This is a genomic window from Riemerella anatipestifer ATCC 11845 = DSM 15868 (assembly GCF_000252855.1).
Lineage (GTDB): Bacteria > Bacteroidota > Bacteroidia > Flavobacteriales > Weeksellaceae > Riemerella > Riemerella anatipestifera.
Genome location: NC_017045.1, coordinates 497,544 through 524,093, shown reverse-complemented (window position 1 = coordinate 524,093; position 26,550 = coordinate 497,544). Strand labels below are relative to the sequence as shown.

Below are 26,550 nucleotides of genomic sequence, written 5' to 3'. Positions count from 1 at the left end.
CATTTGTAAAGTAAAGATAAAAACTAAAATTTACAAAAATAAAAAGTGCTTATAAATAATTCATTATAAGCACTTTATTTAATTTTAAATATGTAAATATTCGTAGAATTTAATCTGTTTTTCTCGCTGGAATTAAAGAGGTAAGAATGCTTACAGCCAAAATACTTACAATTATGATAAGTGAATGTGTAGTGGTAAAGCCAAGCTCATCTAGCTGATGATGCAGAAGCATTTTCGCTCCTATGAAGGTAAGCAATACCGCTAGACCTATTTTTAAGAATCTAAATTTATCTATAATTCCTGCCAATAGGAAGAACATAGACCTAAGACCTATGATTGCAAAAATATTAGAAAAGAACACTATGTAAGGGTCTTTAGTAACAGAGAAGATAGCAGGAATACTATCTACGGCAAAGATTAAGTCGGTAAATTCTATAATGATAAGTACTAGAAATAGAGGGGTCATTTTTTTTACTCCGTCTATATTTACAAAGAATTTATTTCCTACAAACTGATTATGAACTTTAAAGTACTTATTAGCAAACTTTACTACAGGATGTTTTTCAGTATCTATACTTTCTTCTTCCTCTTTTGAAAGGAACATTTTAATACCTGTAAACACTAGAAATGCTCCAAAAACATACATTATCCAAGCAAATCTTTCTATAAGTGCCGCTCCTATGAAAATAAACATAAACCTCATAACAACAGCTCCTAGAATTCCCCAAAATAGCACTCTGTGGTAATTCCTTTTCTCAACGCCAAAAGCTGTAAATATTAGTACAATTACAAATATATTATCTACCGATAAAGCGTATTCTACAACATAGCCTGTAAGATATTCTAGTCCTAAATTTTGGTTATAAATCTGGATGCTCGTTTCCAAATCATTTGGGATTATTTTTATAGGATGTCTATGTTTCTGAACAATGGTTTCTAGTTTTTCAATACTATCAATGCCGTGTAATTGATGCCCAAATCCTAACAGAATAGAGTAGAAGACCATAGAAAGGCAGACTACAAAAACACTCATCAGCAAGGCTTTCTTAAAGGAAATACCTTCCGTTTTTTTATTTTTTGTTTTGCTAAGTACTCCTAAATCTAGAGCCATAACAATCCCAATGAATATTAAAAATCCTAGTAGAAATATAGTTTCGTTTGTCATAAAGCAAAGATATGAAAATAAAAAATCCCAGCTATTTATAAATGTAAACAAAAGTATGTTTTCGGTAAAATATACATTTGTAAGTGTTTAATGTTAGTTTCTACAAATGAAGATAAATGGCTGTATATATAATTAAAGTTAATTTGAAAAATAACTTTATATAAAATTTATAAAACACTGATTTTAAATATTTAATGATTTTTAATTGAATTGTATTTAATCCACAATTTTATCAACAGACATTTAGTCATATAGGAGTGTTTAAATAATTTACAAAAGTAAAATATTGTTTTTGCTTTTTTAGTATTATCTTTGTGGAAGTAAAAATATTTGTTATGACAAATGTGTTTTCGTATGTTAAAAATGTAAACTTTAAAAATAGATATATTTCGCCCGAAAAATTGTTTGTTTTTCTAAAAGAGAAGTATGGGAGTGTTTTAGAACAGATAGGAACTTCTCCTATGGGAAGACCCATTTATATGATGAGTATAGGAAAAGGGAGAACCAATATAGTCGCTTGGAGTCAGATGCACGGTAATGAATCTACTGCAACTTTAGCTATGTTGGATTTATTAGAATCTTTAGAATATAATCCATCTTTATCTGAAGAACTTTGGCAAGAGATAAAATTGGATTTTATTTGGATGCTTAATCCTGATGGTTCAGCAGTTTGGACGAGAAGAAACGCTTTAGATATAGATATTAACAGAGACTTTATTAAAGAATCTTCTTTAGAAATGAGACTTCTAAAAGAAATCGTTTTGAGAGGTGATTATCACTATGCTCTTAATTTGCACGACCAAAGGACTATTTTTACAACGGATGCGGTTCATCCTGCGACTTTATCTTTTTTAGCACCATCTGAAAATGTAGAGAGAGAAGTTACAGAAAATAGAAAGAAAAGTATGGCGGTGATTGCTGAGATTTTTAGCAAGTTATCATTAGAAATTCCAAATCAAATAGGGCGTTATTCAGATGAGTTTTACCCAACTTCTACGGGAGATAATTTTATGAAGGCAGGAATTCCTACTGTTTTGTTTGAAGGTGGGCATTTCTTTGATGATTATACTCGTGCAAATACGAGACACTACTACACTAAAGCTCTTTACTATGCTTTGATGGCAATGGCTGATTTAAAAGGAGAAACTGGCGGATATGAGAAGTATTTTGAGATTCCAGAAAATAGAGAAACTCATTATGACATTATTTATAGGAATGTAAAACTAAATACTAATTTCCCTTGTGTGTTAGATGTGGCAGTACAATATAAGGAAGTTTATAATGAAGGAGATGAGGAAATTAGCTTTGTGCCTTATGTGGTAGAGGTGGGCGATTGTAGTAGAAAGAAAGGTTGGAAGGAAATAGATTGTACAGGTAAACGCTTTGTGAGTGATAAAAAATATCCTAAATTAGACGCTGTTGTTGATTTTAAAGTAGAATAACTTTCTTTTTCCAAAAATAAAATGAAAGATACATTTGTACATAAAGGAAAACGAAAAATATTGGTAGAATATCTAAGAGAAAAATTGGGTATTTGTGATGAAAATGTGCTATCAGCGATAGGAGCATTGCCTCGTCATTTTTTTTTGGAAAGTGTTTTTGAGGATTATGCCTACGAAGATAGAGCATTTCCTATTGCTGCACATCAAACGATTTCTCACCCTTCTACTGTGGCTGAGCAAACAGAATTATTACAGGTAGAGAAAGGAGAAAAAATATTAGAAATAGGCACAGGTAGCGGCTATCAAGCAGCAGTTCTTATGGTGATGGGAGCGAAAGTTTACACTATTGAAAGACAGAAAAAACTATTTGATTTTTCTAAAAAGATGTTTAAAATTTTAGGGCTTCGTCCACATTTTCAAAGTTTTGGAGATGGTTTTTTAGGATTGCCTACTTTTGCTCCGTTTGATAAAATTATTGTAACCTGCGGGGCTGAAACTTTGCCTGTGGAATTGTTAAAGCAACTTAAAGTAGGAGGTAAAATGGTCATTCCGCTAGGGGCTTTAGAAGAGCAGATACTTTATAGATTTACCAAAATTTCTGAAACAGAAATAGAAAAGGAAACTTTTGGAGTGTATAAGTTTGTTCCAATGTTGGGAGATACAGATGGCGTTTAAATAGGCTATCGTTGAAAAATTGAACGATGAAATTCGTGTGAAAGTTTAAAAAAATATTATCTTTGCTAAAAACCAATAAAACAATGGCAGAATATAAATTATTACTTCCTTCAATGGGAGAAGGCGTTATGGAAGCAACTATTATTTCTTGGCTATTTGATGAGGGTGACTTCGTAAACGAGGATGATAGTGTAGTGGAAATAGCAACAGACAAAGTAGACTCAGATGTTCCTACTCCTGTTTCGGGGAAGATTGTTAAAATTTTAAAACAAAAAGACGAAGTAGCACAAGTAGGAGAGGCTATTGCGATATTAGAAACAGAGGGCGGTGCCGTATCAGATACTATTCAAGAAGTACCAAAAGTAGTTGAAACTGCAGAGGAAGTTCCTAGTGCTGATGTTATAAAAACAATAGAAGCACCTCTAAATGAGTTGAAAGTAGAGTTTTCAGGAGATTTATATTTGTCGCCTTTAGTGAAATCTATTGCTCAGGAAGAAAATATTTCGGAAGCTGAATTAAAAACTATACAAGGTACAGGTCTAGAAGGTAGAATTACTAAAGAAGATATATTAAAATATGTGGAGAATAGAGGTCAATCTTCGTCATCTGTTATGAAGCAGGAAGTGCCTCAGGTGGTAGCATCTAGTAGTGCGTCTGCGGTATCTTCTGTACCTGTAAGCACTTCTGAGGGAGACGAAGTGATACAAATGGATAGAGTTAGAAAAATTATTGCTGATTCTATGGTGCGTAGTAAACACACGGCTCCTCACGTAAGTTCGTTTATTGAGAGTGATGTTACCAATGTGGTGAAATGGAGAAATAAGTATAAAAATGTTTTCCAACAGAGAGAGGGCGAAAAGCTTACGTTTATGCCTATTTTTGTAAGAGCGGTAGTGAAGGCTATTCAGGATTATCCAATGATTAATGTCTCTGTAGATGGAGATAAAATTATTAAGAAGAAAAATATCAATATAGGTATGGCAACAGCTTTACCAGATGGAAATCTTATTGTGCCTGTAATTAAAAACGCAGACCAATTATCTTTAAGTGGCTTAGCTAAAGCTATCAATGATTTGGCTCATCGTGCGAGAAATAAAAAACTAAAACCAGAAGATACTCAAGGAGCTACTTATACTATTTCTAATATTGGTTCTTTTGGTAATTTAATGGGTACACCAATTATTCCTTTGCCTCAGGTGGCTATTTTGGCAGTAGGAGCTATTGTTAAAAAACCTGCGGTACTAGAAACTCCAGAGGGCGATGTAATTGCAATTAGACAGAAAATGTTTATGAGCCATTCTTATGACCACCGTGTGGTAGATGGTTCTCTGGGCGGAATGTTCTTAAAAGCAGTTCACGATTATCTAGAGAATTGGGATTTGGATACAGAGATTTAAATTGTAAAATTTTCTAAGATTAAATACTAAAAAAGCTATCTCAAAATTGAGGTAGCTTTTTTAATATTTGTGAATGAAATGTTATATAATGTTTTAGATATTGATGAAGACTGGAAACTTTAGCATCAAAGTTCAATTGAAGCTATTTTTTGCCTCACTTTTGTTAGTTTAGTTTAAATATTTTATCCGTTTGTATTTTGTTTACAAATTTTGGTGTAAATCTTAAAATGTTATTTCTTAAACAGACTAAAAATGGGTTGTCTAAATGTGCTATTTTCCCAAGTATCCAACTTGTATTTACTATTTTGTGAGCTTTTTTATGTCTTAAATTTTCATATTTTTCAAAAGTATTTTCTATACTAATCCCTTTGTCAAGTAGCTTTCCTAGAACATATGCATCTTCAATAGCTTGGCAAGCCCCTTGTCCTAAATTCGGTGTTGTAGCATGAGCTGCATCACCAACTAAGCAAACATTTCTTTTTTGCCATTTATCAATTGGTTTAAGATCAATAATATCACTCACTACTATTTGATTTCTGTCTGTTGCAGAAATAATTTTCAAAATATCGCTGTGAAACTCACTAAATAATTCACATAAATTTATTTCGTTAGGCTTTATGTTTTTTGAATTTGTTAAAGCATACCAATATACTTTTCTATCACTAATTTTCACGAAACCAAATCGTTTTCCTTTCCCCCATGCCTCATTAAGTTCATTATGATATTTTTGAGGTAAATTCATTTCACAAATTCCTCTCCAACACTTTTGGTTTGCATTTCGTAATTTGCTTTCTTCAAATAAGTCTTTTCTAACTACCGAGTTTATACCGTCTGCACCAATCAATATTTTACTTTCCATGGTTGAGTAGTCCTCAAAAGTTAATTTAAACGGTTCAGACTTTTGAACTTTTATAAGCCGTTTTGAGAGCCTTATATTGTCATAGCCCACTTCATTTACAAGTATTTTTTGCAATTCTCCTCGGTGTATTGCGATATTGTGTACACCATATTTTTTTTCGTATTCGGTCAGGTCAACTACAGAGATACTTTTTAGTTGTGTATCCGTAATTTTCATACAGGAAATTCTGTTGCCAGCCTTCTCAATTTTATCCTGAATGCCTAACTTTTTAAAAACCTGCATCGCATTATTTGCAATTATTATTCCTGCTCCAACAGGTTTTATTTCTTTTGAACTTTCAAAAACCTCTATATTGAAACCTTTATTTTTCAGCATCAAGGCGGTTGTTAGTCCGCCAATTCCTGCACCAATTATGCTTATTGTTTCCGCCATTTTTTTACTCAACAATTTTAAGACTCAAATTTATATTTCCTTCCAAAAGTTTATAGCCTTTGTTTTCCATTTGTTCAATATATTTTTTACATCCCATTTCTGAAGAAATAGTTCTTGAAAATTTTTGATTACTTATTACAACCCTGTAATTATTATTGCTATCAAAATCATAGGTTCCATTATATTGAAATATTGGTAATAGAACATTTTTAGATTCTCCTTTCATAATGATTTGAAAATCTTTTTCACATTCACTATATTCTCTTTCAGCGGGATAACCACTTGAATAATATGATTTTTGAGGAAGGTATTTCCCATTTTTTAAAATTAATGCTCTACCCCAAAATGAATTCACGGATGTATCAATAAAATAATTAAAATTTGAATTGTTCTTAATTGTAAAAAGATAATAAGTTGCAAGAGAATACTTTACATATTCAAAAGGAAATATTATACTAACTTCTTTATTGTCATTTACAATAGTTTGTGATTGAAACTTAGATGTAGAATAAATTACAAAAACAATTGATAAAACTAATTTCATTTGTGACCGTCTTTTGGAAAAATGTTAGATTAAACAAAATCGTGGAAGTGAAAAGTATTTTACGATGAAATATTATTAAAAAATCTCCTATCATTCCCTAACCCCGCCCTTTGCAAATACTATGTTAGCTGCAGTTTTTTTAATTATTTACACTCAATTCATTTCCACGAATATATATTGTATCTCCTTTTTTTAAATTTTCTTTTGTTCGTGTCAATAATTTTACAAAATATAATTTTTTTGACTTTTCTGTTTTATCGAGTTTAGTAACTTTCACTTGCATAATATTTTTTTCATCAACATACATTAAGTTCTCATCAGTATTTAGAACTTCTCCATCAATAAAATATATATACTCCCCATTCTTTATTCTAGCATATTTCTCAATAAAATCTTTTATTTTCAATAAACTTAAATCGTAGTTTGCTTTTGTTTTTACAATGATTTTACCGTTATATTCAGTTCCGTCAATTTGAACTTTATTCTTCTCAATTTTTATGGATTCAATTTTTTTAGGATTTATTGTGTTCAAAACTTCACTTGCTACATATTTGTCATTTAGAAGTATAATTGGCTTTTCTAATTCCCATTTTTGCGGATTAATTATTTTGGGAATAGAATCATTCTCAGAATATTGTTCATTCTGTTTATATATTTTTAAGCCATTTATTTTTTGAGAATATGTTAATCCAAACATTAGTAAACCAAATAGTAAAATTGTAATTTTTTTCATAATTTTCTTTATTAAACGAAATTTGTGATAAACTTGCAGATAAAACAACTATATCTACGCAGAATTTCTACTCGCATTAATGTTTCCAAATAGAGACCTTACCACCATATTTTCATAAACTTCAGAAAGAGGACTTCCGTCTTGCACTTTTTTTAGAGCATATTGTTGTATGGTAAGTAGAGGCAGAACCATTTCTTCTCTCATTTGTATAGAGGCTTTACCAGCTGGGTGGTCTTCCATAAGGCTTTTAAACTCTGTAAGTTTTAGGAGCATTTCTTTAGAAAGTTGGTATTCTTGATAAATTTCTTGCCAAAAAGCACCAAATTCCACATCGTCTTTCATATACTCCGTGAGTTTAAAGAAAGATTTGGTAAGGCTCATCATACTATTTTCTAGTAAAGTTCTGAAAAATAGAGATTTTTTATATAGTGCCTTTAGTTTTTCAAAATTTCCATTAGCATCATAATGAGCCAAAGCAGTACCCACACCATAAAAACCAGGTACATTTTGTTTTAGTTGGCTCCAGCTACCCACAAACGGAATGGCTCTTAAATCACTAAAGTTGAGTGTATCTGAATTACCTCTTTTGGAAGGCCTACTTCCTATATTGGCTTTAGCATAATACTTTAGCGTACTCATCTTTTCGAGGTACGGGATAAACTTAGGATGATTTTTAAATTCCGTATATTTTTGATAGCTAATGTCTGCTAAATCTTGTAAAATTTCTTTCTCTTCAGAAGAAATACTAGCTTGTTCACTAGTGAAAATTTTATTATTAACACCAGCACTAATAAGCTGTTCTAAATTATACTGTGAAGAGTCTAAAGTCCCAAAGTTAGAGCTAATGGTTTGCCCTTGTATTGTAATTTGTATAGCGTCAGACTCTATATCTTTACCAAAAGAAGCATAGAACTGGTGAGATTTGCCACCACCTCTAGCTGGAGGTCCACCACGCCCATCAAAAAACAGAACTTCTATACCATATTCTCTAGAGATTTTGGTAAGTCTTTCTTTAGCGGTATAGATGCTCCAGTTGGCTTTTAGATAGCCACCGTCTTTAGTTCCGTCAGAAAAACCGAGCATAATGGTTTGTTGATAGCCTCTAGATTTAAGGTGTTCTTTGTAATCTTTATTTTGGTAAAGCGTTGTCATTACCTCTTCGGCATTGTCCAAATCATCTATGGTCTCAAAAAGTGGTACAATATCTACGGTAGGGTTCTGCCAACCACAAAGCTTCAGTAAGGTATATACCTCTAGTACATTAGCTGCGTTTTGATTATTACTAATAATATACCTGTTGCAACCTTTTTCTCCATTTTCTTTTTGGATAGCCATCATCATTAGGATAGAACCTAAGGTATCTTTAGTGATTTCTTGGTTAAATGAGGTTAGGTCTAACACACCATTTACTTGTGATAAAACTTGGATTTGTTCTTCACAGGAAAGGCTTGAATAGTTCTCGGGAATAATTTTTCCAGAGGTAGATTTTGCAATATCTTCTATCACAATTCGATGGATTCTAGAATCTTGTCTGATGTCTAGACTTGCAAAATAGAATCCAAAGATATCAACTTTATAGAGTAAAGCATCTAGCTCATCTACAAATAGAGATTGATGTTCTGAGATTAAAATGGCTCGTATTTCTTCAAGAGATTGTCTGAACTCTTGAAGCGTTAGAGTGTTTTCTTCTTCTAAAAATGCTGCTTTATAGAGTTGGTCTTCTAGATTTTTTACTAAATGTTCCACTCCTTTAAAAGTGAGTCTTCTTTTTAGGACTCTGATGTCTTTATAGTAGTTTTTTAGAATACTTTTTTTGAGTCTCTCTGCTACTTTTAGAGTGGTTTCTGGTTTTACAAAAGGGTTACCATCTCTATCGCCTCCGGGCCAAAAGCCTAGTTCTACCACGGGGTTTTTAAGAGCTTCATCTTTCAAAATATGTTTTTTAAGATAGCTGTAAATATTCCCCATAGAATGGTAAAATACATTTTCTAAATACCAAATAAGCCCAATAGCTTCATCTAACGGACTTGGTTTTTCCTTTTTATAGAAAGGCGTTTTACCTAGCTGTGCTAGAAGTTTTTTGATGGTGGTTAAGTCATTATCTTTAATCGCTTGGGTTAAATCGTTAATGATAACCAATACAGAGTCTGGATAGAATTGAGTTGGGTGAGCAGTAAGTACAGGTCTTACTTTAAGTTTTTGTAGAGTAGCTTTAAGTTCAGTAACCTTGTTACGAGCTTCGGCTTTCTCTTTCATATTTCGGATACTGCCCAGTCCGTCCATATTATTTACTGTGGAAAAGGCGGCATCTTCTATGGCATCAAATAAAACTACTTGCCTTTCAATATATTGTATAAACCTAAACAGAAGGTCGTTAGTTTCTTTTTCGGAGGATTGTGGAGCGTATTTTTTGAAAAACTCTTCTACGATTTCGGTAGGTGTTTTATTATCTTGATAGCCTTTTTTACATTCTTCGCCAAACAGAGGCAAAAATCTCCCCACATTAGACACACCACTGAAAGGTAATGTCATAAAAATACTGTTGTAAATCTGATATTTAGATAACACACTTTCTTCAAAACGCTCTAGTTTTGTTTTTCTATCCTCCATAATATATATTTGTTTTAATCTAAAACTATTTCTGGGATTTCTCCTTCTATAATGAGTTTCCCAGCTGTTGCCTTTTTAATATCGTCTAGGCTTACATTAGGTGCTTTTTCTAATAATTTAAAGCCTCCTTCGGGTACTATTTCGTAAACGCCAAGCTCTGTAACTACTTTTTTGATACATTTAACTCCTGTAAGAGGTAAGCTACATTTTTGGAGAAGTTTAGACTCGCCGTGTTTATTCACCTGTTGCATTGCCACAATAATATTCTTTGCGGAAGCAACTAAATCCATCGCACCTCCCATACCTTTTACCATTTTACCCGGTATTTTCCAGTTAGCGATGTCTCCGCTTTCGGAAACTTCCATCGCTCCTAGTATGGTTAAATCTACTTTTTGAGCTCTAATCATACCGAAACTCATCGCTGAATCAAAAACTACTGAACCTGGTAAAGTAGTGATGGTTTGCTTACCTGCGTTTATTAAATCTGCATCCTCTTTGCCTTCCTCTGGAAAGGGTCCCATTCCGAGTAACCCATTTTCGGATTGCAATACAACATTTATGCCTTTCGGAATGTAGTTGGCAACTAGGGTAGGGATACCTATGCCTAGATTAACATAGGAATTATTTTTTATTTCTTTAGCAATTCTTTGTGCTATTTGTTCTTTTGTTAAAGCCATAATTAAGTTTAGTCTTGATTGGTTTTTCTTACGGTTCTTTGCTCTATTCTCTTCTCGTAATTTTCTCCTTGGAAAATACGGTGTACATAAATTCCAGGAGTATGTATTTGGTCAGGGTCTAATGTTCCTGCAGGTACAAGTTCTTCTACCTCTGCAATCGTAATTTTACCAGCCATTGCCATTGGTGGATTAAAATTTCTAGCAGTAGAACGATATATTAAATTTCCTGCTGTGTCGCCTTTCCAAGCTTTAACGATGGCAAAATCAGCATCAAAAGCATATTCTAAAAGATAATCTTTACCATTAAAGTTTCTGACCTCTTTACCTTCGGCAACTTCTGTCCCTACGCCAGCAGGTGTGAAAAAAGCAGGCATACCATACCCCGCAGCCAAACATCTAGTCGCTAGAGTCCCCTGTGGGATAAGTTCTACCTCTAACTCTCCGCTTAGTAGTTGTCTTTCAAATTCGGCATTTTCTCCCACATAGGAAGAAATCATTTTTTTTATTTGTTTATTTTGAAGTAAAAGTCCTAGTCCAAAATCATCAACACCTGCATTATTAGAAATACAAGTGAGATTTTTTACATTTTTTCTTACCAGCTCAGCAATGCTATTCTCTGGGATTCCGCATAGCCCAAATCCGCCAAGCATAATGGTCATTCCGTCTTTGATACCTTCGCAGGCTTCTTGTACATTTTTAACTGTTTTATCTATCATTGTTCAGATTTAATTCTATTGATTTATTAAACTTTTATACCTTTTTTCATACTTATTAAAGCCCACAAAGTAGTAGTACAGGCTAAGAATAGCCGAAGCTGCCAACCAAATAATCCCATTTTTTCCTAAAAAGGCTTTAAAATCATCAGGTTGAGTAATGAAATAATTGATAGGAGCAGCAATAAGTATAAACATAAAGGCGATTACGACGCCTTGCCTTACCGAAAACTTAAGCCTACTTTGTCGTAAGTTTTGCCATAAAGCGATAAATCGTTTGTCTTTTTCGTTCATAGTTTAAATTTTGTTTTTATAGTTTATTTTTATGAGAAAGCACTAATACTCGTGATATCCATACCTGTTATTAAAAGATGAATATCGTGAGTACCTTCGTAAGTAATTACAGATTCTAGATTGGCGGCGTGTCGCATCATAGGGAAGTCTCCCATAATCCCCATAGCACCTAGTATTTGCCTGCTTTCCCTAGCAATGTCTAATGCCATTTTTACATTATTTCTTTTAGCCATAGAGATTTGTGCTGGAGTAGCTTTGTTTTCATTTTTAAGCAAACCTAAACGCCACGAAAGAAGTTGAGCTTTAGTAATTTCTGTGAGAAACTCGGCTAATTTCTTTTGTTGAAGTTGAAAACTACCAATAGGTTTCCCAAACTGTGTACGCTCTTTGGCGTATTGTACTGCGGTGCAATAGCAATCTATAGCAGCACCTATAACGCCCCAAGAAATTCCATATCTAGCAGAGTTAAGACAGGATAATGGACCTTTAATTCCTTTTACATTCGGTAGGAGATTTTCTTTAGGGACTTTCACATTTTGAAATACCAATTCTCCTGTTCTAGAGGCTCTTAAACTCCATTTATTGAGTGTTTCTGGAGTAGTGAAACCTTCCATTCCTCTTTCTACAATTAACCCTCTAATAGTATTGGTTTCATCTTTAGCCCAAACAATAGCAATGTCGCAAGTAGGAGCATTGGTAATCCACATTTTAGCTCCATTAAGCAAAAAATAATCGCCCATATCTTTAATGCGAGTTTCCATATCAGACGGATTAGAGCCGTGGTTGGGTTCGGTAAGCCCGAAAGCTCCTGTAATTTCACCCGCTCCGAGTAAAGGTAGGAATTTTCTTTTTTGTTCCTCTGTTCCGAATTCAAAAATAGGATACATTACTAATGATGCTTGCACCGAAGCCGCAGAACGCACCGCAGAGTCTCCTCTTTCTAACTCTTGCATAATGATGCCGTAGGAAATTTGGTCTAGCCCAGCACCACCATACTCTTTTGGAATATAGGCTCCTAGAGCTCCTATTGTACCCAATTGTTGCATTAGGTTGGGGATTTCTTTATGTGTTTGTGCAGCGTTATCTATCTGAGGAATTACAGAACTTTGCACCCATTGTCTCACAGAATTTCTAACCAATTTATGCTCTTCGGTAAGAAGGTTATCTAGCATGTAATAGTCTGGGATACTATTAAGTGGATAATAACTCATACTAATGTGATAAGGTTATGTTTAAACGCTACTAATATAGTTAAAAATTATTATATTTGAATAAAATAAATTTGGTTATGGTAAAAATATTTGAGTCAGGATTTCTATACGAAGTAGAGATTATGAAATCTAAACTTTTATCTGAAGGTATAGAAAGCTATATTAAAAATGAGTATGTTAATAATGTAGCTGTAATGCCTGTAAACCAAAACTATATCCTTATGGTAGACGAGAGTAATGCTGACCAAGCAAGAGAAATATTGGATAGAATAGAAGAGTAAATTAAAAAAGATATGCACTGGAATAGCTCCTTATACCAAACGAAAGTTGGAGAACACCGTGAGAAAAATGTGATATGGATTTCTTTTCCGTATCAGAAGGAGCTTATTGACCTTCTTAAAGAACATACCACTGCCCGTTGGTCGGCTAGTCAAAAAAGTTGGTATGTACCTAACAATAGACATTATAGAACCCTTTTTAGTATTACAGAAGAGCCATTGGTTGGCAAAATGGTATTTTCAAAAATAAAAGCGGTTAATCGCCCTGCTTTTGAGCTTTTTCAGGAGCATTTAAAACTAAAAGGATACAGTCGAAATACGCTTAGAACTTATGCCGTAGAGTTTGCCCAACTGCTTTATGTTCTAAAAGATTTTCCAGTAGATGAATTGTCCGAAGAACGCTTAAGGTCTTATTTTCTCTATTGTTTTGAGAATTTAAAACTTTCGGAGGCAGAAATAAACAGTCGTATCAATGCTATTAAATTTTACTTTGAGCAAGCCTTACATCGCAAAAAAATGTTTTTTGATATTCCTCGCCCCAAAAAGAAAAAACAGTTACCAAAGAGTTTAAATAAAAAGCAGATTTTAAAAATATTTGAAGTAACCACCAACCTCAAACATAGATGTATGTTACAACTTTGCTATGGTATGGGTTTGCGAGTAAGTGAGATTGTTAATTTAAAACTAGAGGATATATGTAGCGAAACTATGCGTGTACGGATTGAGAATGCTAAAGGTAAAAAAGACCGTATGGTGCCTTTGCCTGAAAGTATTTTGCCTGAACTTAGAGCCTACTATCGAGAGTATAAACCTAAAAAGTATCTATTTGAAGGACAGTATGGAGGTATGTATTCGGTAAGGTCGGTTCAGTCGGTTTTTAAGACTGCGATGAGAAAGGCAGGTATAAATAAGACAGTAGGCATACACGGTTTAAGGCATAGCTATGCTACTCATCTTTTGGAAATGGGGACAGATATAAGATATATACAAGAGTTTTTGGGACATAATAATATCAAGACTACTCAAATCTATACGCAGGTTACTTCCGAACATCAGCGGACAATAAAAAGCCCATTGGATGGTTTAAAGTAATAGTTATTGTTTCTTTTTTACCAAAAGAAGCCATTCTTCATCTAATGGCAGGTAGCCTTGGTCATAAACAAAAAAGTAGGTTTTGCCGTTTTGGGTATTGATGATAGAGGTAATTAAATCAAAATTAAATCCTTTGTTAGAGAGTTTTATTTTAGGAACTTTAGTTTTTTCCTCTATATTTAGTTCAGATAATATCCTATAATTTTTTCTTAGTTGATTGTTTGTATTTCGCATAAGATTGGTATGATCCTTATTCATACGGTTGTTGTAGGAATTTCGGCAACTATCAGAGCAAAATTTTTTATCTTCTCTACCTACTATTGTTTCGTTACATTCAAGACATTGTTTCATAGTGCATTATTAGCTTAGATGGCTGAGTATTTGCAGAGGAGAATCTTAATCATAACAAATACTTTTAAGAACTCGAAATTAAGTAAATTTGTAGAAATAAAAGCGTTTTGCATATAAATATTACTGAGTTTTTTAGATACTAGTTTTTTATTCAATTTTATAAACATAATCATTTCTGAGCTTTATGGATTTTATTTCTATGTCCTTTATATTATGCTTTTTCCCTTTAATTTCAATAAAATCTATTAACGACGTCCATCTAAAATTATGAGTTTTATCAATTCTTACTGTGGAATGTTTTGGAATATCAATAATAATAACCGAATCTTTGACTTCAATTTTTTTTAGAGATTTTAGATTTGTACTTTTGTTAAAGTTTGATGGTTCTATGATTTCATTCTCGTAATCAAAACTAAATTTCTCAAAATTATCCTCTTGAATTTCATTAGAAATGTTATAGAGATATTTTATTCTTATAATTTGATTTACATTTGTTAAATTCTGAATAAAAAAATCCGTTCTAATTGAACATCCAAGTAATGTAAAAAGTGATATAACGGAAACAATAGTATTAAGGTTTATAAACATTTTCATAATCTTTAACGCATTTCGTTTTCATAAAATTTTAGGTCGAAGATAAATATTTTGCGGATATTAAGTTTAACACAAAAGCAATTCAACCCCGCTTTTTGCAAAACTACTGTTATTAGCGGTACCTTTATTCAACTTTTTTCTAATTTAAGAATTGTTTTCGTACCGTCAAAATTTTTGTAGTTAAGTATGAGTAGTAGCCTTGTTAATTTTATATTCATTCTGTTCATTTGGACTCATTAATTCTAAGTGGAAATTTAAGCAAAATAATGTATAAACAAAACTTATTATCCGATTACAAATAATTACAAATGGTTTTAGTCGAAAGTAAATAATTTTATACCGAGTATTATTCTGACGATAGCTCATCTTTGCCTTGTGAATGTAAAAGACTTTTAATCGTAGAAACTAAAATATAATTTAAAAATAAATCTATTATGAAAAACAAGGTTCAACTTATTGGTAATGTGGGTAACACGCCAGAAATTAAAGAGGTTAATAATACTAAAGTAGCTCATCTTTCTATAGCTACTAACGAAATTTACAAAAATGCACAAGGAGAGAGGATAGAGCAGACGGAATGGCATAAAGTGGTGGCTTGGGGAGGACTAGCAGAAATTATAGAAAAGTATGTTACCAAAGGTAAAGAGATAGCTGTTGAGGGGAAGTTAACCTACCGAAGTTATGATGATAAAGAAGGAAATAAACGCTATGTTACCGAAATTATAGCTAATGATATCCTGCTTTTGGGAAGAGCTAAATAAAATGGAGGTTATATAGAAATGAAAAAAGCCAAGAATTAAACTTGGCTTTTTTATTTATTATTACTTTGGAAAAACAGTTTTTGATTATGCATCAATTTTGGCATAAACTGCATTTTTCTCTATAAATTCTCTCCTTGGAGGAACTTCGTCTCCCATAAGCATAGAGAAGATTCTATCTGCTTCACCTGCATTTTCTATGTTCACTTGCTTTAGAATTCTGTTTTCAGGGTTAAGTGTAGTTTCCCAAAGTTGTTCTGGGTTCATTTCCCCAAGACCTTTATACCTTTGTACTTCTACGCCTTTACCATCGGCAGACATTTCTAAGGTTTTTTCTTCTCGCTCTTTCTCATTCCAAGCATATACCTTTTTGTTACCTTTTTTAAGAAGATATAAAGGTGGTGATGCAATGTAAACATAACCTTGTTCAATAAGTTCCTTCATATAACGGAAGAAGAAGGTAAGTATAAGTGTAGAGATGTGAGAACCATCAATATCGGCATCGGTCATAATTACAATTTTATGATAACGAAGTTTGCTTAAATTAAGAGCCTTGCTATCTTCTTCTGTACCTACACTTACACCTAGAGCAGTATAGATATTTTTTATTTCTTCGTTTTCGTAAACTTTGTGTATCATAGATTTTTCTACATTAAGAATTTTACCTCTTAATGGTAGAATGGCTTGGAAATGCCTATCTCTTCCTTGTTTTGCGGTACCTCCTGCAGAGTCTCCCTCTACAAGGAATATTTCTGATTCGGCTGGGTCTTTTGATGAACAATCCGAAAGTTTACCAGGTAGTCCCGCTCCTCCCATAGGAGATTTACGCTGTACCATTTCTCTAGCTTTCTTAGCTGCCTGCCTTGCCTTAGCTGCTAGAACTACTTTTTGTACAATCTGTTTAGCCTCGGTTGGGTTTTCTTCTAGGAAGTTGGTAAGCATTTCACCTACTATTTTATCCACTGCACCAGACACCTCGGAGTTACCAAGTTTTGTTTTGGTTTGTCCTTCAAACTGAGGCTCCATTACTTTTACAGAGATTACAGCTGTAAGTCCTTCACGGAAGTCATCACCTGTAATTTCTACCTTCTCCTTTTGAGGAATACCTAAGTCGTCTGCATATTTTTTCAGAGTTCTTGTAAGAGCTCGTCTAAATCCAGTGAGATGTGTACCTCCTTCGTGGGTATTTATATTATTGACATACGAGTGTAAGTTTTCCGTGAAAGAAGTATTGTATCTCATTGCAACTTCCACAGGAATATCATCTCTTTCGCCTTCCATAAAGATAACATTCTCCATAATGGATTCTCTGTTACCATCTATGAACTCTACAAACTCTTTAAGACCACCTTCGGATAGGAAAGTTTCTGTTAAGAACTCTCCTTTTTCGTCTTTTACTCTCTCGTCTGTAATAGTGATATTGATACCTTTATTCAAAAATGCTAACTCTCTAAGTCTAGCAGAAAGAGTATCGTAATTGTAAACTAATTCATTGAAAATACTGTCATCTGGCTGAAAGAAAACCTCTGTACCTCTATAGTCGGTAGTTCCTATTTCTTGAACATCTTCTAAAGCTCTACCTTTAGAATATTTTTGTTGATAAATTTTTCCTTCTCTGTAAACGGTAGCAATGGTACTCGTAGATAAAGCATTAACACATGAAACCCCTACACCGTGAAGTCCACCAGATACCTTGTAAGAATCTTTATCAAATTTACCACCAGCACCTATTTTCGTCATTACTACCTCTAGGGCAGATTTTTGTTCTTTTTCGTGAAAATCTACAGGGATTCCTCGTCCGTTATCCTTTACACTAATAGCATTACCCTCATGAATGGTAACCGTAATGGTATCGCAGTATCCTGCTAAAGCCTCATCTATAGAGTTATCTACAACCTCATATACCAAATGGTGCAAACCTCTTACTCCTACGTCTCCAATGTACATAGAGGGTCTTAACCTCACATGTTCAATTCCTTCTAAAGATTGGATACTACTAGCTGTATATTGTTTATTACTCATTATTCTTTATGATTTTTTAAAGATTACAAATATACAAATTAAAAAAAAGAGATAAAAATAAAATTCGTGATAATCCGTGTTAAGTTTATTTGATAAAATCTTTATTTATTGAAATTCTGAAACTTTTAAAGATTAAAACTTGTTGGGTTTAATAATGTAGCAAAAACTAAAACTCTCTCTCCAAATATTTTTTCTACTTCCATAGTAATGTTAGGTAACTCATTTTTAATAAAGATAGTTCTGTCTTCTACAGTTTCAAAAATAAGTAACAGATTAAAATTAGTCCCTTCTTGTAGTCTTTCAGTTTCTACTTCGGAAGCGATATAGTGTTTTAAATTTTGTGTTTTTCTGTAATAGTTTATGATACTTTCGTTGAAGTATGTTTTCCATTCGGGTATGCTTCCTTGTTCACAATGGAATGTTAAACTTAATATACTCATTTCTAAGTGTGTTATAAATAAATTGGTAAAATATCCTGCAAAAATCGGTATTTTTTTGTAAATTAGCCCTTTGATTTTAATGTAAAATTGAAGTAATAATTTAGTATAATAAAAAAGACTTATGCATAAAGAAGGAGAAAGGTTGATACCTATCAATATTGTGGACGAAATGAAGTCCTCTTATATTGACTACTCAATGTCCGTTATTGTATCTCGTGCCTTGCCAGATGTAAGGGACGGATTAAAGCCTGTACATCGTAGGGTTTTGTATGGTATGTATGGATTGGGAGTTTTTTCAAATAAAAAATATTTAAAATCTGCCAGAATTGTAGGAGATGTTTTGGGTAAATATCACCCACATGGTGATAGCTCCGTTTATGACGCTATGGTGCGTATGGCACAACCGTGGAGTTTAAGGTATCCGCAAGTAGATGGTCAAGGTAACTTTGGTTCTATGGACGGTGACCCACCAGCAGCTATGCGTTATACCGAAGCCAGGCTGAAAAAAATATCCGATGAAATTCTATCAGACTTAGATAAAGAAACTGTTGATTTTCAAAATAACTTCGATGATAGTTTACAGGAGCCTACAGTGTTGCCTACTAAAATACCTAACCTTTTAGTAAATGGTACTTCTGGTATTGCGGTAGGTATGGCAACTAATATGGCGCCTCATAACTTATCGGAATCGGTAGATGCTATCTGTGCCTACATAGATAATAAGAATATAGAAATAGATGAGTTGATGAAATACATCATCGCTCCTGACTTCCCTACGGGAGGAATTATCTACGGCTATGATGGAGTTAGAGATGCGTTCCATACAGGAAGAGGGCGAATTGTATTAAGAGCTAAAGTCGCTTTTGAAGAGATTGGAAACCGTAATGCTATTATCGTTACCGAAATCCCTTATTTGGTGAATAAAGCTGAAATGATAGCTAGAACATCAGAGTTGGTAAAAGAAGATAAAATACAAGGTATTCACGAGATTAGAGATGAGTCTGATAGGAGAGGTATGCGTGTGGTTTACGAACTTAAAAACGATGCAATACCTAATGTAGTTCTTAACCTATTGTATAAATATACGGCGTTACAAACTTCGTTTAGTGTTAATAATATTGCTTTAGTAAAGGGTAGACCACAACAGCTTAACCTAAAAGATATTATCGTTCACTTTGTGGAGCACCGCCACGAGATTGTAATTCGTAGAACCCAGTATGAGCTTAAAAAAGCAAGAGAAAGAGCTCATATTTTAGAAGGTTTTATGAAGGTTATTGCAACTCAAGACACTTTAGATAAAGCAATTTCTATCATTAGACATTCAGCAACGCCACAGGCTGCTAAAGAAGGATTGATTGCAGAGTTTGAACTTTCGGACATACAGGCTCAAGCCATCTTAGATTTAAGATTAGCTAGGCTTACAGGTATGGAGTTAGATAAAATCCGTGATGAGTACAAAGCTATTATGGATTTAATTAACGACTTGGAAGATATCCTTGCTAACGAAGCTAGATGCTACCAAATCATTAAAGATGAGTTGCTAGAAGTTAAAGAAAAATATGGTGATGAAAGAAGAACGGAAATAGACTATTCTGGAGGTGAAATGTCCATAGAAGACTTTATTCCTAATGAAGAAGTGGTACTTACTATTTCTCACGCTGGATACATCAAGAGAACCCTCCTTTCAGAATACAAAACTCAGAGTAGAGGTGGAGTGGGCAACCGTGCGGCATCTACAAGAGACGAAGATTTCTTAGAATACATTGTTTCTGCTACCAATCACCAGTATATGCTATTCTTTACGGAAAAAGGTAAGTGCTACTGGTTGAGAGTATTTGAAATTCCTGAAGGCTCCAAAACAGCTAAAGGTAGAGCAATACAGAACTTAATCAATATAGAACCTGATGATAAAATCAAGGCTTACATTAGAACCAATGATTTAAAGGACTCTGAGTATGTTAAGCAGATGTATGTGGTAATGATTACCAAAAACGGAACTATCAAGAAAACTTCATTAGAGGCTTATTCTAGACCTAGAACCAATGGTATCCACGCCATAGAAATTAGAGAGGACGACCAGCTTTTAGGAGCAAGACTTACTAACGGTAACTCCGAAATAATGATAGCGACTAAAAATGGTAAATGTATCCGTTTCCCAGAAGAGAAAGCTAGAGCAGTAGGTAGAACTTCCATTGGCGTAAGAGGTATTTCTCTGGAAGACAACGATGAGGTAATTGGTATGATAGTTGTAAACGATATGGAGAACGAAACGGTTTTAGTAGTTTCTGAAAAGGGCTATGGTAAGAGAACTGCGGTAGAGGATTATCGTGTGACTAACCGTGGAGGTAAAGGAGTGATTACCCTCAATATTACCGAAAAAACGGGACAACTTATTGCGATACAATCAGTAGTAGATGGTAACGATTTAATGATTATCAATAAATCAGGAGTTGCAATAAGAATGTCGGTAGATAATATGCGTGTTATGGGTAGAAATACCCAAGGTGTAAGGCTAATTAATCTTAAAAATAATGATGAAATAGCAGCCGTAGCAAAAGTGGAGGCAGAAAAAGATGTAGAGGACGAGGAGATAGAAGAATCTAATGATGAAGCTGTAAATCCGTCTGAAGGAAATTCAGAGGAATAGTATTCAAAATAAAATAATAAATATATTAAAATAGTATGAAAAAAGTTATTTTAAGTATTGCTGTGTTTTCAACAACACTAGCATTTTCACAAAAAAAGGAAATTCAAAATGCGTTCAAAGCAATAGAGTCAGGTGATATCGCAGTTACTAATGCAGAACTTTCAAAAGCAGAAGTTCTTATTGGTAGCAAATCATATTTAGTAGAGCCTAGTTTATTAGAACAATATTATTACTCTAAAGGAGTAGCTCTTATAAAGTCTGGTAAAACTACAGAAGGAGCTACTTGGCTAGGTAAAATAGGAGATTTAAGTAAGTCTAAAATCTATACAGGAAAAGATGCTGAAAAAAATAAAGTTTATTTCGTAGGAAAAGAAGCTGCTGACACTAGTGGTATATCAGGGTTGAAGGAAGAGGTTTATGCGTCAAAATTATCAGATAAGTTACCTCAAATTATAAATCCTATTCTTAAAACAGCAGGTGATGAAGCGTATAAAGCATATCAGGCTAAGGATCATAATAAAGCTGCGGAGAGATATTTGGAAGTTTATAATTTATTGAAAGCCGTGGGGACAGATGATAAACTGTATGAATATTATGGTGCTCTTAACTATGCATTAGCAGACAATAAATCTAAAGCTATAGATGTTTATTCTAAGCTTATTAATAGTGGATATACAGGAGTAACTACGCTGTATAAGGCTAAAAATAAGAAAACAGGACAGGAGGAAAATTTAGATAAAAATACCTTTGAAACCTTCAAGAAATTAGGTGGAGCTGGTGATTATACTGATTTTAAAACAGAGCAAACGCCTAGTATAGAGCAGGAGTTATATGAAACGAATGCAGCTTTGCTCATTGACTCCGAAAAATATGATGATGCTTTAGTTTTGTTAGATAAAGGGATAAAAAAATTTCCTAAAAGTAATAAGCTATCAGAGCTTCAAGGAACTGCTTACTATAAATCTGGAAAAACTAACGAGTTTGTTAACAATCTTAAGAAGCAGTTGGAGGCTAATCCAAATGATAAAGTAAGTTGGTATAATTTAGGAGTTCTTTTAAGTAAAGATGAGGCTAAATTAAATGAAGCAGAAGGTGCATTTAAAAGAGCTTTAGAAATAGACCCTGATTATATTCCTGCTATTCAAGGTATATTCTATAATGTTTATATGTTAGGTGATGACGGTAAAATTATAGAGAAAGCAGAAGCTGCTAGAAAAGCAAAAAAAATGGACGAGTTTAATAAAATCTTACAAGATAGAAGAGATAGATTTGCTAAGGGGCTACCTTATTTAGAAAAATGGTATTCTTTAGAGCCTAAAAATTCTGAAATTGTAAGTTTATTAAAAGGAGTTTACCAAACGTTACGTAAAGAAGATAAAGTAAAGGAAATGAAGGCTGTAGAAGATAGTCTCAAAAAATAAAGGTTATAATGGTATGATTGTTGTTATGATAATCATATCATTGTAGCTTAAATTATTAACCATAAAAATAAATTATTATGTCAAAAAGAGGAAATAATTCAGTAGGTGTGTTAGTAGGTCTTTTAGCTGGAGCGGCTGTAGGGGTAGCTTTGGGAATGCTCTATGCTCCGGAAGAAGGAAAGACTACTAGAAAAAAATTGAAAAGAAAGGCTGAGGATTTAAAGGATCAAGCAGGAAAAGAATACAAAAAAGCCTATGAAAAAGTAAGAGACCAATATCAAGATTTATCAGAAAAAACTAAATCTAATGTAGATAAAGTGGTTTCTAATGTTAAAGAAACTTATGATAAATACAAAGGTCAAGTAGTAGATAAAGCTAATGAAGTAGCTAAAGATGTAGAGTCAGAATTAGATGGCTTGAAGTAAAAAATACACGAATAAAAAAAGGAACTTGAAATACAGTTCCTTTTTCATAAAAATTAGACAAAAATAAGATTGATGATAAACTTCTTTAAGAATTACGCACAAAAAAGGCTTGATTTAATAAAAATGGAAGCTACCGAAAAAATGTCTATTAAAGCAAGTAATATAGCTTTCTTAGTTATTTTAAGTATTTTCTTCTTATTTTTATTTATATTTCTCAATATAGGATTAGCTATACTACTAGGCTATTATATACAAAATATGGCTTATGCTTTTCTAATAATCTCTGGGATATACTTATTTTTAATAATTCTACTTTTACTACTCAAAAATTCTATAAAAGAGGGGATTGCTAATATAATTATAAAATCTATAAACAAATAATATGGGTACTAAATATAGAAGTCTTTCCGAATTAAGAGCTCAAAAATCCTTGTTGAAAAATGAAATTTCCGATATGGAAAAAGTAATTGCTTTCAAAAATCCTAAAAGTTCTTTAAGCTTAATAACTAAAGGATTTACCGATAAGTTTATAGAAGAGAGAAGTAACGAAGGTGGCACTAACAAAATTTCTATAAATACAGGTAATATTGTAAAAGAGTTCACAAAAGAAATTAAAAATAGAGTATCTAACAGAAACTCAGACTCTTCATTTTTAACATTGAAAAATGAAGGGTTAGCAGAAAGTGTAGTGGATGGCTTTCTCAAAGTTGGCTTAGTAGGTACAGTCAGCAACTATGCTAAAAAAAATCTTAAAAATCCTAATTGGAAGAAAAGAGCTATAGGCTTACTTCTTGTTTATGTAGCACCGCTAGTTATTAGGCAGTTAAGAACATTCCTAGACGATTATCAACGAAAACAAACTGCCAAGAGTATCAATAGATTGATATAATCTATTTTTATTGAAGGATAAGTCCTATTCATTCAAACTTAGACTGAATATTAGAATTAAGTATCAAATAAAAAATCCGTATCTTTGCAGAAATTTTATAATATTTAATGAATTTATTTAGCGAGTCCAATTTAAGTCCTGAAATTCTTAAGGCAGTTGGCGAAATGGGGTTTGAAACTCCTACGGAGATCCAAAAACAAAGTATTCCTTTTATTTTATCAGATGTTAGAGATCTGATAGCGCTAGCGCAAACAGGAACGGGGAAGACAGCAGCGTTTTCATTACCTATCTTAGATATGATAGATGACACTAGTAGAAAAATCCAACTTTTGGTACTTTGTCCTACTAGAGAGCTTTGCTTACAAATAGCAAAAGACATAAAAAATTACTCCAAATATCAACCTAATATTAAATCTGTAGCGGTTTACGGTGGTAGTAGTATTACAGACCAAATTCGTAGCCTTAGAGATAAGCCTCAGATTATTGTAGGAACACCAGGTAGAGTGATAGACCTAATTAACAGAAAAGCATTAGATTTTTCAAGTATCCATTGGTTGGTATTAGACGAGGCTGATGAGATGCTCTCTATGGGCTTTAAAGACGATTTAGAAACCATTCTAAGCGAAACACCAGAAACCAAACAGACTTTACTCTTTTCAGCTACGATGAATAAAGAAGTTGAAAGGATTTCTAAAAGTTACCTTACCAATCCTCATCGTATTTCTGTAGGTTCTATCAATGCTGTTAAGAAGAATATCAGCCACGAATATTACGTGGTAAATTATAGACAGAAGAAAGAAGCACTTAAGCGCCTTATAGATGCTAATCCTAATCAATATTCCATTATTTTCTGTCGTACTAGAATGGAAGCTAAAGAAGTAGCTGACTATCTAATGCAGAATGGCTATGCCGCTGATGCTTTACATGGAGATTTATCTCAAGCACAAAGAGATACAGTGATGCTGAAGTTTAGACTTAAAAATATTGATATTTTAGTAGCTACAGATGTGGCGGCTAGAGGGTTGGATGTGGACTCACTTACTCATGTGATTCACTATTCTTTACCTGATGACCCTGAAGTTTTTGTTCATAGAAGTGGTAGAACGGGGCGTGCAGGGAAAGATGGTATTTCTATGGCTCTTATAAAGCCTGAAGAAACAAGAAAGCTGAAACATATTAAAGTTCAAACTCAGATAGAACTTAAAGAAAAACCAATCCCTAAAGGAGAAGATATCATTAAAGCCCAAGTAGCAGGAGTATTTGAGCATTTGTTTACAGAACATGAAACTTATTTTGATTTTGATGATAGTCTTATTCCTGATTTATCGCAGTTTTCAAAAGAGGAACTGGTGCATCAGTTGTTACAATTTCAGTTGAGAGATTTAGCTTTATACTATAAAAATAGGAACGACTTATCAGACCAAAAATTAAAAAAAGAAGGTGATATCAAGGAAAGCCGTAGAGAGGGTAGAAGAGATAAGGGAGAAAGAAGTAGAGATAGAGGAGGAAGAAAAGGTAAAAAATCCAATTCTGACATGGTAAGATTTTTCTTTAATTTAGGAAAAAGAGACCAATTAAAGAAAGTAGATATGTTGGATATTATTAATAAATCAACTAAAAAATCCAAGAAAAGAGCTGATATTGGGGATATTGAAATTTTGGATAAGTTCACATTCTTTGAAGTAGAGAAATCATTCAAAAACGAAATCCTTAATAACATTTCTTCTATGAAATTTAAAGGCAAAGAAATGAGAGCTGAAGTGGCTAATTAAATTCTTTAAATTATTTTATTGAATAAATAATTCATACAGAAAAAGGGATATTCAGAATGAGTGTCCCTTTTTTATTTTTACATGGAAAAAATATTATATTTTCTAGATTGATAATAATATATTAAAGTTTTGATAATAAATAATTTATATAAATGGAAAACTTAGTGACACAAAACTCAAATCAACAATAAAGTTATCATTTAGAATTTTTTGGTAAAGGCTCAGAATGTTTTTCAATAATGATTTTTAATTGGCTGTTAACAGTTATTACATTGGAGCTCTATTACCCTTGGCTTGGGCAATAGCTAAGAAATTAAGCTATATCTATGGACAAACGATATTTAAATAACGAGCGCTTTCATTTTTCGGGAACAGGGAACGAAATGTTCCGAGGTTTTACTAGGCTCATTTTATTCTATATTATTGTAATGACTTTTTATTCTTTGTTTCTATTTGCTCTTAAATCTCCTTTGTTAGCTATCCTATTTTGTATCTAATTATTTTTATGATTATACCTTTTGCAATACATGGATCGTTTCGTTATAGAATGAGTAGAACTTCGTATCGTGGAATAAGATTTGGCTATCGTGGAAATAGAAAGGAATTTATAAAAAAGTTTTTGAAATGGACTTTATTTACGATTGTTACATTTGGTATTTATGCGGCTTGGTTCCACTATTATTATTTGTTATTTTTTTGCGTTTCTTCTCATTTTGGTAATTAAACCATAAACTAAAATTTGAAGAATAAATAAGTGTTACAGCTTGTAAAATAAAAAATCCCAAGGTAGCAATTCCCCAAAAAAGATGATTTGAACGGGTTTTTATAAAAAATGGAATATTACCTCCTAGATAATGACCTGGGTTAAGGTTGTTATCATTCCATTCTTTATACTCGGTCATAAAGTTTTCTTGGTCTATTGTTTCACTTTCATCAATGTCTTGAGTTGAGATAATCTCTAGAGCAATTTTAATATCAGAGTTTTTAACTAAAATTCCATTTTTAATGTGGGCTCCCATTTTGTTTTCAGATAAAATATCTTTTAAATATTCAGAGTTTACTAAATATTTACATTTGAAGATTTCTATAAAATTGTTCCCAGATGTCAT

At 32.9% G+C, this 26,550-nt stretch carries 28 protein-coding genes; 14 read left to right on the top strand and 14 right to left on the bottom strand.

The window, feature by feature from the left end; all coding sequences use genetic code 11:
- Positions 1-109: 109 nt before the first annotated feature.
- On the bottom strand, positions 110-1,165 hold the full coding sequence (locus RA0C_RS02610; protein WP_004918817.1) for a TerC/Alx family metal homeostasis membrane protein: 1,056 nt from the start codon (positions 1,163-1,165) through the stop codon (positions 110-112).
- A 335-nt stretch (positions 1,166-1,500) separates the two neighbouring features.
- On the opposite strand from RA0C_RS02610, the gene RA0C_RS02605 reads away from it, so the two are divergent.
- The 3 genes from RA0C_RS02605 (at position 1,501) to RA0C_RS02595 (ending at position 4,679) form a co-directional block, all read left to right on the top strand.
- On the top strand, positions 1,501-2,607 hold the full coding sequence (locus tag RA0C_RS02605) for a M14 family zinc carboxypeptidase (protein WP_013446773.1): 1,107 nt from the start codon (positions 1,501-1,503) through the stop codon (positions 2,605-2,607).
- 21 nt (positions 2,608-2,628) lie between these two features.
- Positions 2,629-3,282, top strand: a complete 654-nt coding sequence (locus RA0C_RS02600) for a protein-L-isoaspartate(D-aspartate) O-methyltransferase (RefSeq protein WP_004918821.1) — start codon at positions 2,629-2,631, stop codon at positions 3,280-3,282.
- 83 nt (positions 3,283-3,365) lie between these two features.
- The gene (locus RA0C_RS02595) at positions 3,366-4,679 is read left to right on the top strand and encodes a dihydrolipoamide acetyltransferase family protein (RefSeq protein WP_013446772.1); all 1,314 of its coding nucleotides are present in this window, start codon (positions 3,366-3,368) and stop codon (positions 4,677-4,679) included.
- Between the two features lie 163 nt (positions 4,680-4,842).
- Here RA0C_RS02595 and RA0C_RS02590 read toward each other — a convergent pair whose 3' ends face one another.
- From RA0C_RS02590 to RA0C_RS02555, 8 genes are all read right to left on the bottom strand, one after another.
- On the bottom strand, positions 4,843-5,970 hold the full coding sequence (locus tag RA0C_RS02590) for an FAD-dependent monooxygenase (RefSeq protein WP_004918825.1): 1,128 nt from the start codon (positions 5,968-5,970) through the stop codon (positions 4,843-4,845).
- 4 nt (positions 5,971-5,974) lie between these two features.
- Positions 5,975-6,514 (bottom strand): hypothetical protein, encoded by a 540-nt coding sequence (locus RA0C_RS02585; protein WP_004918826.1) that lies wholly within the window; start codon positions 6,512-6,514, stop codon positions 5,975-5,977.
- 139 nt (positions 6,515-6,653) lie between these two features.
- Entirely contained in the window at positions 6,654-7,247 is a 594-nt protein-coding gene (locus RA0C_RS02580) for a hypothetical protein (protein WP_004918828.1), read from the bottom strand.
- 54 nt (positions 7,248-7,301) lie between these two features.
- Positions 7,302-9,857 carry a phosphoenolpyruvate carboxylase gene (locus tag RA0C_RS02575; RefSeq protein ID WP_013446771.1) on the bottom strand — a complete coding sequence of 852 codons (2,556 nt, stop codon included), beginning with the start codon at positions 9,855-9,857 and terminating at the stop codon, positions 7,302-7,304.
- Positions 9,858-9,871: 14 nt separating this feature from the next.
- Positions 9,872-10,534: a 3-oxoacid CoA-transferase subunit B gene (locus RA0C_RS02570; protein WP_004918832.1), complete on the bottom strand. Its 663-nt coding sequence runs from the start codon at positions 10,532-10,534 to the stop codon at positions 9,872-9,874.
- A gap of 8 nt (positions 10,535-10,542) precedes the next feature.
- Positions 10,543-11,250, bottom strand: coding sequence for a CoA transferase subunit A (locus RA0C_RS02565; RefSeq protein ID WP_004918839.1), 708 nt, complete (start codon positions 11,248-11,250; stop codon positions 10,543-10,545).
- A gap of 15 nt (positions 11,251-11,265) precedes the next feature.
- Positions 11,266-11,541 (bottom strand): hypothetical protein, encoded by a 276-nt coding sequence (locus RA0C_RS02560; RefSeq protein WP_004918841.1) that lies wholly within the window; start codon positions 11,539-11,541, stop codon positions 11,266-11,268.
- A gap of 29 nt (positions 11,542-11,570) precedes the next feature.
- Complete coding sequence (locus RA0C_RS02555) at positions 11,571-12,752, bottom strand: acyl-CoA dehydrogenase family protein (protein ID WP_004918842.1); 1,182 nt, start codon at positions 12,750-12,752, stop codon at positions 11,571-11,573.
- A 77-nt stretch (positions 12,753-12,829) separates the two neighbouring features.
- Here RA0C_RS02555 and RA0C_RS02550 point away from each other — a divergent pair, with 77 nt between their 5' ends.
- Positions 12,830-13,033, top strand: coding sequence for a putative signal transducing protein (locus RA0C_RS02550; protein ID WP_013446770.1), 204 nt, complete (start codon positions 12,830-12,832; stop codon positions 13,031-13,033).
- Positions 13,034-13,045: 12 nt separating this feature from the next.
- A complete protein-coding gene (locus RA0C_RS02545; RefSeq protein ID WP_004918847.1) occupies positions 13,046-14,122 on the top strand; it encodes a tyrosine-type recombinase/integrase in 1,077 nt (358 codons plus the stop codon).
- A gap of 3 nt (positions 14,123-14,125) precedes the next feature.
- Here RA0C_RS02545 and RA0C_RS02540 read toward each other — a convergent pair whose 3' ends face one another.
- Positions 14,126-14,473, bottom strand: coding sequence for a hypothetical protein (locus tag RA0C_RS02540; RefSeq protein ID WP_004918849.1), 348 nt, complete (start codon positions 14,471-14,473; stop codon positions 14,126-14,128).
- Positions 14,474-14,620: 147 nt separating this feature from the next.
- Entirely contained in the window at positions 14,621-15,067 is a 447-nt protein-coding gene (locus RA0C_RS02535; RefSeq protein WP_004918851.1) for a hypothetical protein, read from the bottom strand.
- A gap of 434 nt (positions 15,068-15,501) precedes the next feature.
- Here RA0C_RS02535 and RA0C_RS02530 point away from each other — a divergent pair, with 434 nt between their 5' ends.
- Positions 15,502-15,828 (top strand): single-stranded DNA-binding protein, encoded by a 327-nt coding sequence (locus RA0C_RS02530; RefSeq protein WP_004918852.1) that lies wholly within the window; start codon positions 15,502-15,504, stop codon positions 15,826-15,828.
- Positions 15,829-15,912: 84 nt separating this feature from the next.
- On the opposite strand, the gene gyrB is transcribed toward RA0C_RS02530, so the two are convergent.
- Together gyrB and RA0C_RS02520 are read right to left on the bottom strand one after the other, a co-directional pair.
- Positions 15,913-17,847: a DNA topoisomerase (ATP-hydrolyzing) subunit B gene (gyrB, locus tag RA0C_RS02525; RefSeq protein WP_004918853.1), complete on the bottom strand. Its 1,935-nt coding sequence runs from the start codon at positions 17,845-17,847 to the stop codon at positions 15,913-15,915.
- A gap of 125 nt (positions 17,848-17,972) precedes the next feature.
- The gene (locus tag RA0C_RS02520; RefSeq protein ID WP_013446767.1) at positions 17,973-18,287 is read right to left on the bottom strand and encodes a DUF4286 family protein; all 315 of its coding nucleotides are present in this window, start codon (positions 18,285-18,287) and stop codon (positions 17,973-17,975) included.
- A 121-nt stretch (positions 18,288-18,408) separates the two neighbouring features.
- On the opposite strand from RA0C_RS02520, the gene gyrA reads away from it, so the two are divergent.
- From gyrA to RA0C_RS10650, 8 genes are all read left to right on the top strand, one after another.
- Positions 18,409-20,934 (top strand): DNA gyrase subunit A, encoded by a 2,526-nt coding sequence (gene gyrA / locus RA0C_RS02515; RefSeq protein ID WP_013446766.1) that lies wholly within the window; start codon positions 18,409-18,411, stop codon positions 20,932-20,934.
- A 35-nt stretch (positions 20,935-20,969) separates the two neighbouring features.
- Positions 20,970-22,355, top strand: coding sequence for a tetratricopeptide repeat protein (locus RA0C_RS02510; protein ID WP_004918856.1), 1,386 nt, complete (start codon positions 20,970-20,972; stop codon positions 22,353-22,355).
- Between the two features lie 77 nt (positions 22,356-22,432).
- Positions 22,433-22,780, top strand: coding sequence for a YtxH domain-containing protein (locus tag RA0C_RS02505; RefSeq protein WP_004918858.1), 348 nt, complete (start codon positions 22,433-22,435; stop codon positions 22,778-22,780).
- A gap of 72 nt (positions 22,781-22,852) precedes the next feature.
- A complete protein-coding gene (locus tag RA0C_RS02500; protein ID WP_004918860.1) occupies positions 22,853-23,161 on the top strand; it encodes a phage holin family protein in 309 nt (102 codons plus the stop codon).
- Position 23,162: 1 nt separating this feature from the next.
- The gene (locus RA0C_RS02495; RefSeq protein ID WP_013446765.1) at positions 23,163-23,669 is read left to right on the top strand and encodes a hypothetical protein; all 507 of its coding nucleotides are present in this window, start codon (positions 23,163-23,165) and stop codon (positions 23,667-23,669) included.
- 107 nt (positions 23,670-23,776) lie between these two features.
- Positions 23,777-25,441, top strand: a complete 1,665-nt coding sequence (locus tag RA0C_RS02490; RefSeq protein ID WP_004918863.1) for a DEAD/DEAH box helicase — start codon at positions 23,777-23,779, stop codon at positions 25,439-25,441.
- 239 nt (positions 25,442-25,680) lie between these two features.
- Positions 25,681-25,746, top strand: a complete 66-nt coding sequence (locus RA0C_RS10655) for a hypothetical protein (protein ID WP_079208568.1) — start codon at positions 25,681-25,683, stop codon at positions 25,744-25,746.
- A 200-nt stretch (positions 25,747-25,946) separates the two neighbouring features.
- Complete coding sequence (locus RA0C_RS10650; protein ID WP_080555160.1) at positions 25,947-26,165, top strand: DUF898 family protein; 219 nt, start codon at positions 25,947-25,949, stop codon at positions 26,163-26,165.
- Here RA0C_RS10650 and RA0C_RS02485 read toward each other — a convergent pair.
- Positions 26,086-26,550 carry a hypothetical protein gene (locus RA0C_RS02485; protein WP_004918865.1) on the bottom strand — a complete coding sequence of 155 codons (465 nt, stop codon included), beginning with the start codon at positions 26,548-26,550 and terminating at the stop codon, positions 26,086-26,088. The two genes, RA0C_RS10650 and RA0C_RS02485, sit on opposite strands and share 80 nt — an antisense overlap.

What these genes read in the sequence shown, in the direction of transcription:
- RA0C_RS02610 (WP_004918817.1), bottom strand. Translation starts at nt 1,165, where the DNA reads ATGACAAACGAAACTATATTTCTACTAGGATTTTTAATATTCATTGGG.
- RA0C_RS02605 (WP_013446773.1), top strand. Translation starts at nt 1,501, where the DNA reads ATGACAAATGTGTTTTCGTATGTTAAAAATGTAAACTTTAAAAATAGA.
- RA0C_RS02600 (WP_004918821.1), top strand. Translation starts at nt 2,629, where the DNA reads ATGAAAGATACATTTGTACATAAAGGAAAACGAAAAATATTGGTAGAA.
- RA0C_RS02595 (WP_013446772.1), top strand. Translation starts at nt 3,366, where the DNA reads ATGGCAGAATATAAATTATTACTTCCTTCAATGGGAGAAGGCGTTATG.
- RA0C_RS02590 (WP_004918825.1), bottom strand. Translation starts at nt 5,970, where the DNA reads ATGGCGGAAACAATAAGCATAATTGGTGCAGGAATTGGCGGACTAACA.
- RA0C_RS02585 (WP_004918826.1), bottom strand. Translation starts at nt 6,514, where the DNA reads ATGAAATTAGTTTTATCAATTGTTTTTGTAATTTATTCTACATCTAAG.
- RA0C_RS02580 (WP_004918828.1), bottom strand. Translation starts at nt 7,247, where the DNA reads ATGAAAAAAATTACAATTTTACTATTTGGTTTACTAATGTTTGGATTA.
- RA0C_RS02575 (WP_013446771.1), bottom strand. Translation starts at nt 9,857, where the DNA reads ATGGAGGATAGAAAAACAAAACTAGAGCGTTTTGAAGAAAGTGTGTTA.
- RA0C_RS02570 (WP_004918832.1), bottom strand. Translation starts at nt 10,534, where the DNA reads ATGGCTTTAACAAAAGAACAAATAGCACAAAGAATTGCTAAAGAAATA.
- RA0C_RS02565 (WP_004918839.1), bottom strand. Translation starts at nt 11,250, where the DNA reads ATGATAGATAAAACAGTTAAAAATGTACAAGAAGCCTGCGAAGGTATC.
- RA0C_RS02560 (WP_004918841.1), bottom strand. Translation starts at nt 11,541, where the DNA reads ATGAACGAAAAAGACAAACGATTTATCGCTTTATGGCAAAACTTACGA.
- RA0C_RS02555 (WP_004918842.1), bottom strand. Translation starts at nt 12,752, where the DNA reads ATGAGTTATTATCCACTTAATAGTATCCCAGACTATTACATGCTAGAT.
- RA0C_RS02550 (WP_013446770.1), top strand. Translation starts at nt 12,830, where the DNA reads ATGGTAAAAATATTTGAGTCAGGATTTCTATACGAAGTAGAGATTATG.
- RA0C_RS02545 (WP_004918847.1), top strand. Translation starts at nt 13,046, where the DNA reads ATGCACTGGAATAGCTCCTTATACCAAACGAAAGTTGGAGAACACCGT.
- RA0C_RS02540 (WP_004918849.1), bottom strand. Translation starts at nt 14,473, where the DNA reads ATGAAACAATGTCTTGAATGTAACGAAACAATAGTAGGTAGAGAAGAT.
- RA0C_RS02535 (WP_004918851.1), bottom strand. Translation starts at nt 15,067, where the DNA reads ATGAAAATGTTTATAAACCTTAATACTATTGTTTCCGTTATATCACTT.
- RA0C_RS02530 (WP_004918852.1), top strand. Translation starts at nt 15,502, where the DNA reads ATGAAAAACAAGGTTCAACTTATTGGTAATGTGGGTAACACGCCAGAA.
- gyrB (WP_004918853.1), bottom strand. Translation starts at nt 17,847, where the DNA reads ATGAGTAATAAACAATATACAGCTAGTAGTATCCAATCTTTAGAAGGA.
- RA0C_RS02520 (WP_013446767.1), bottom strand. Translation starts at nt 18,287, where the DNA reads ATGAGTATATTAAGTTTAACATTCCATTGTGAACAAGGAAGCATACCC.
- gyrA (WP_013446766.1), top strand. Translation starts at nt 18,409, where the DNA reads ATGCATAAAGAAGGAGAAAGGTTGATACCTATCAATATTGTGGACGAA.
- RA0C_RS02510 (WP_004918856.1), top strand. Translation starts at nt 20,970, where the DNA reads ATGAAAAAAGTTATTTTAAGTATTGCTGTGTTTTCAACAACACTAGCA.
- RA0C_RS02505 (WP_004918858.1), top strand. Translation starts at nt 22,433, where the DNA reads ATGTCAAAAAGAGGAAATAATTCAGTAGGTGTGTTAGTAGGTCTTTTA.
- RA0C_RS02500 (WP_004918860.1), top strand. Translation starts at nt 22,853, where the DNA reads ATGATAAACTTCTTTAAGAATTACGCACAAAAAAGGCTTGATTTAATA.
- RA0C_RS02495 (WP_013446765.1), top strand. Translation starts at nt 23,163, where the DNA reads ATGGGTACTAAATATAGAAGTCTTTCCGAATTAAGAGCTCAAAAATCC.
- RA0C_RS02490 (WP_004918863.1), top strand. Translation starts at nt 23,777, where the DNA reads ATGAATTTATTTAGCGAGTCCAATTTAAGTCCTGAAATTCTTAAGGCA.
- RA0C_RS10650 (WP_080555160.1), top strand. Translation starts at nt 25,947, where the DNA reads ATGATTATACCTTTTGCAATACATGGATCGTTTCGTTATAGAATGAGT.
- RA0C_RS02485 (WP_004918865.1), bottom strand. Translation starts at nt 26,550, where the DNA reads ATGACATCTGGGAACAATTTTATAGAAATCTTCAAATGTAAATATTTA.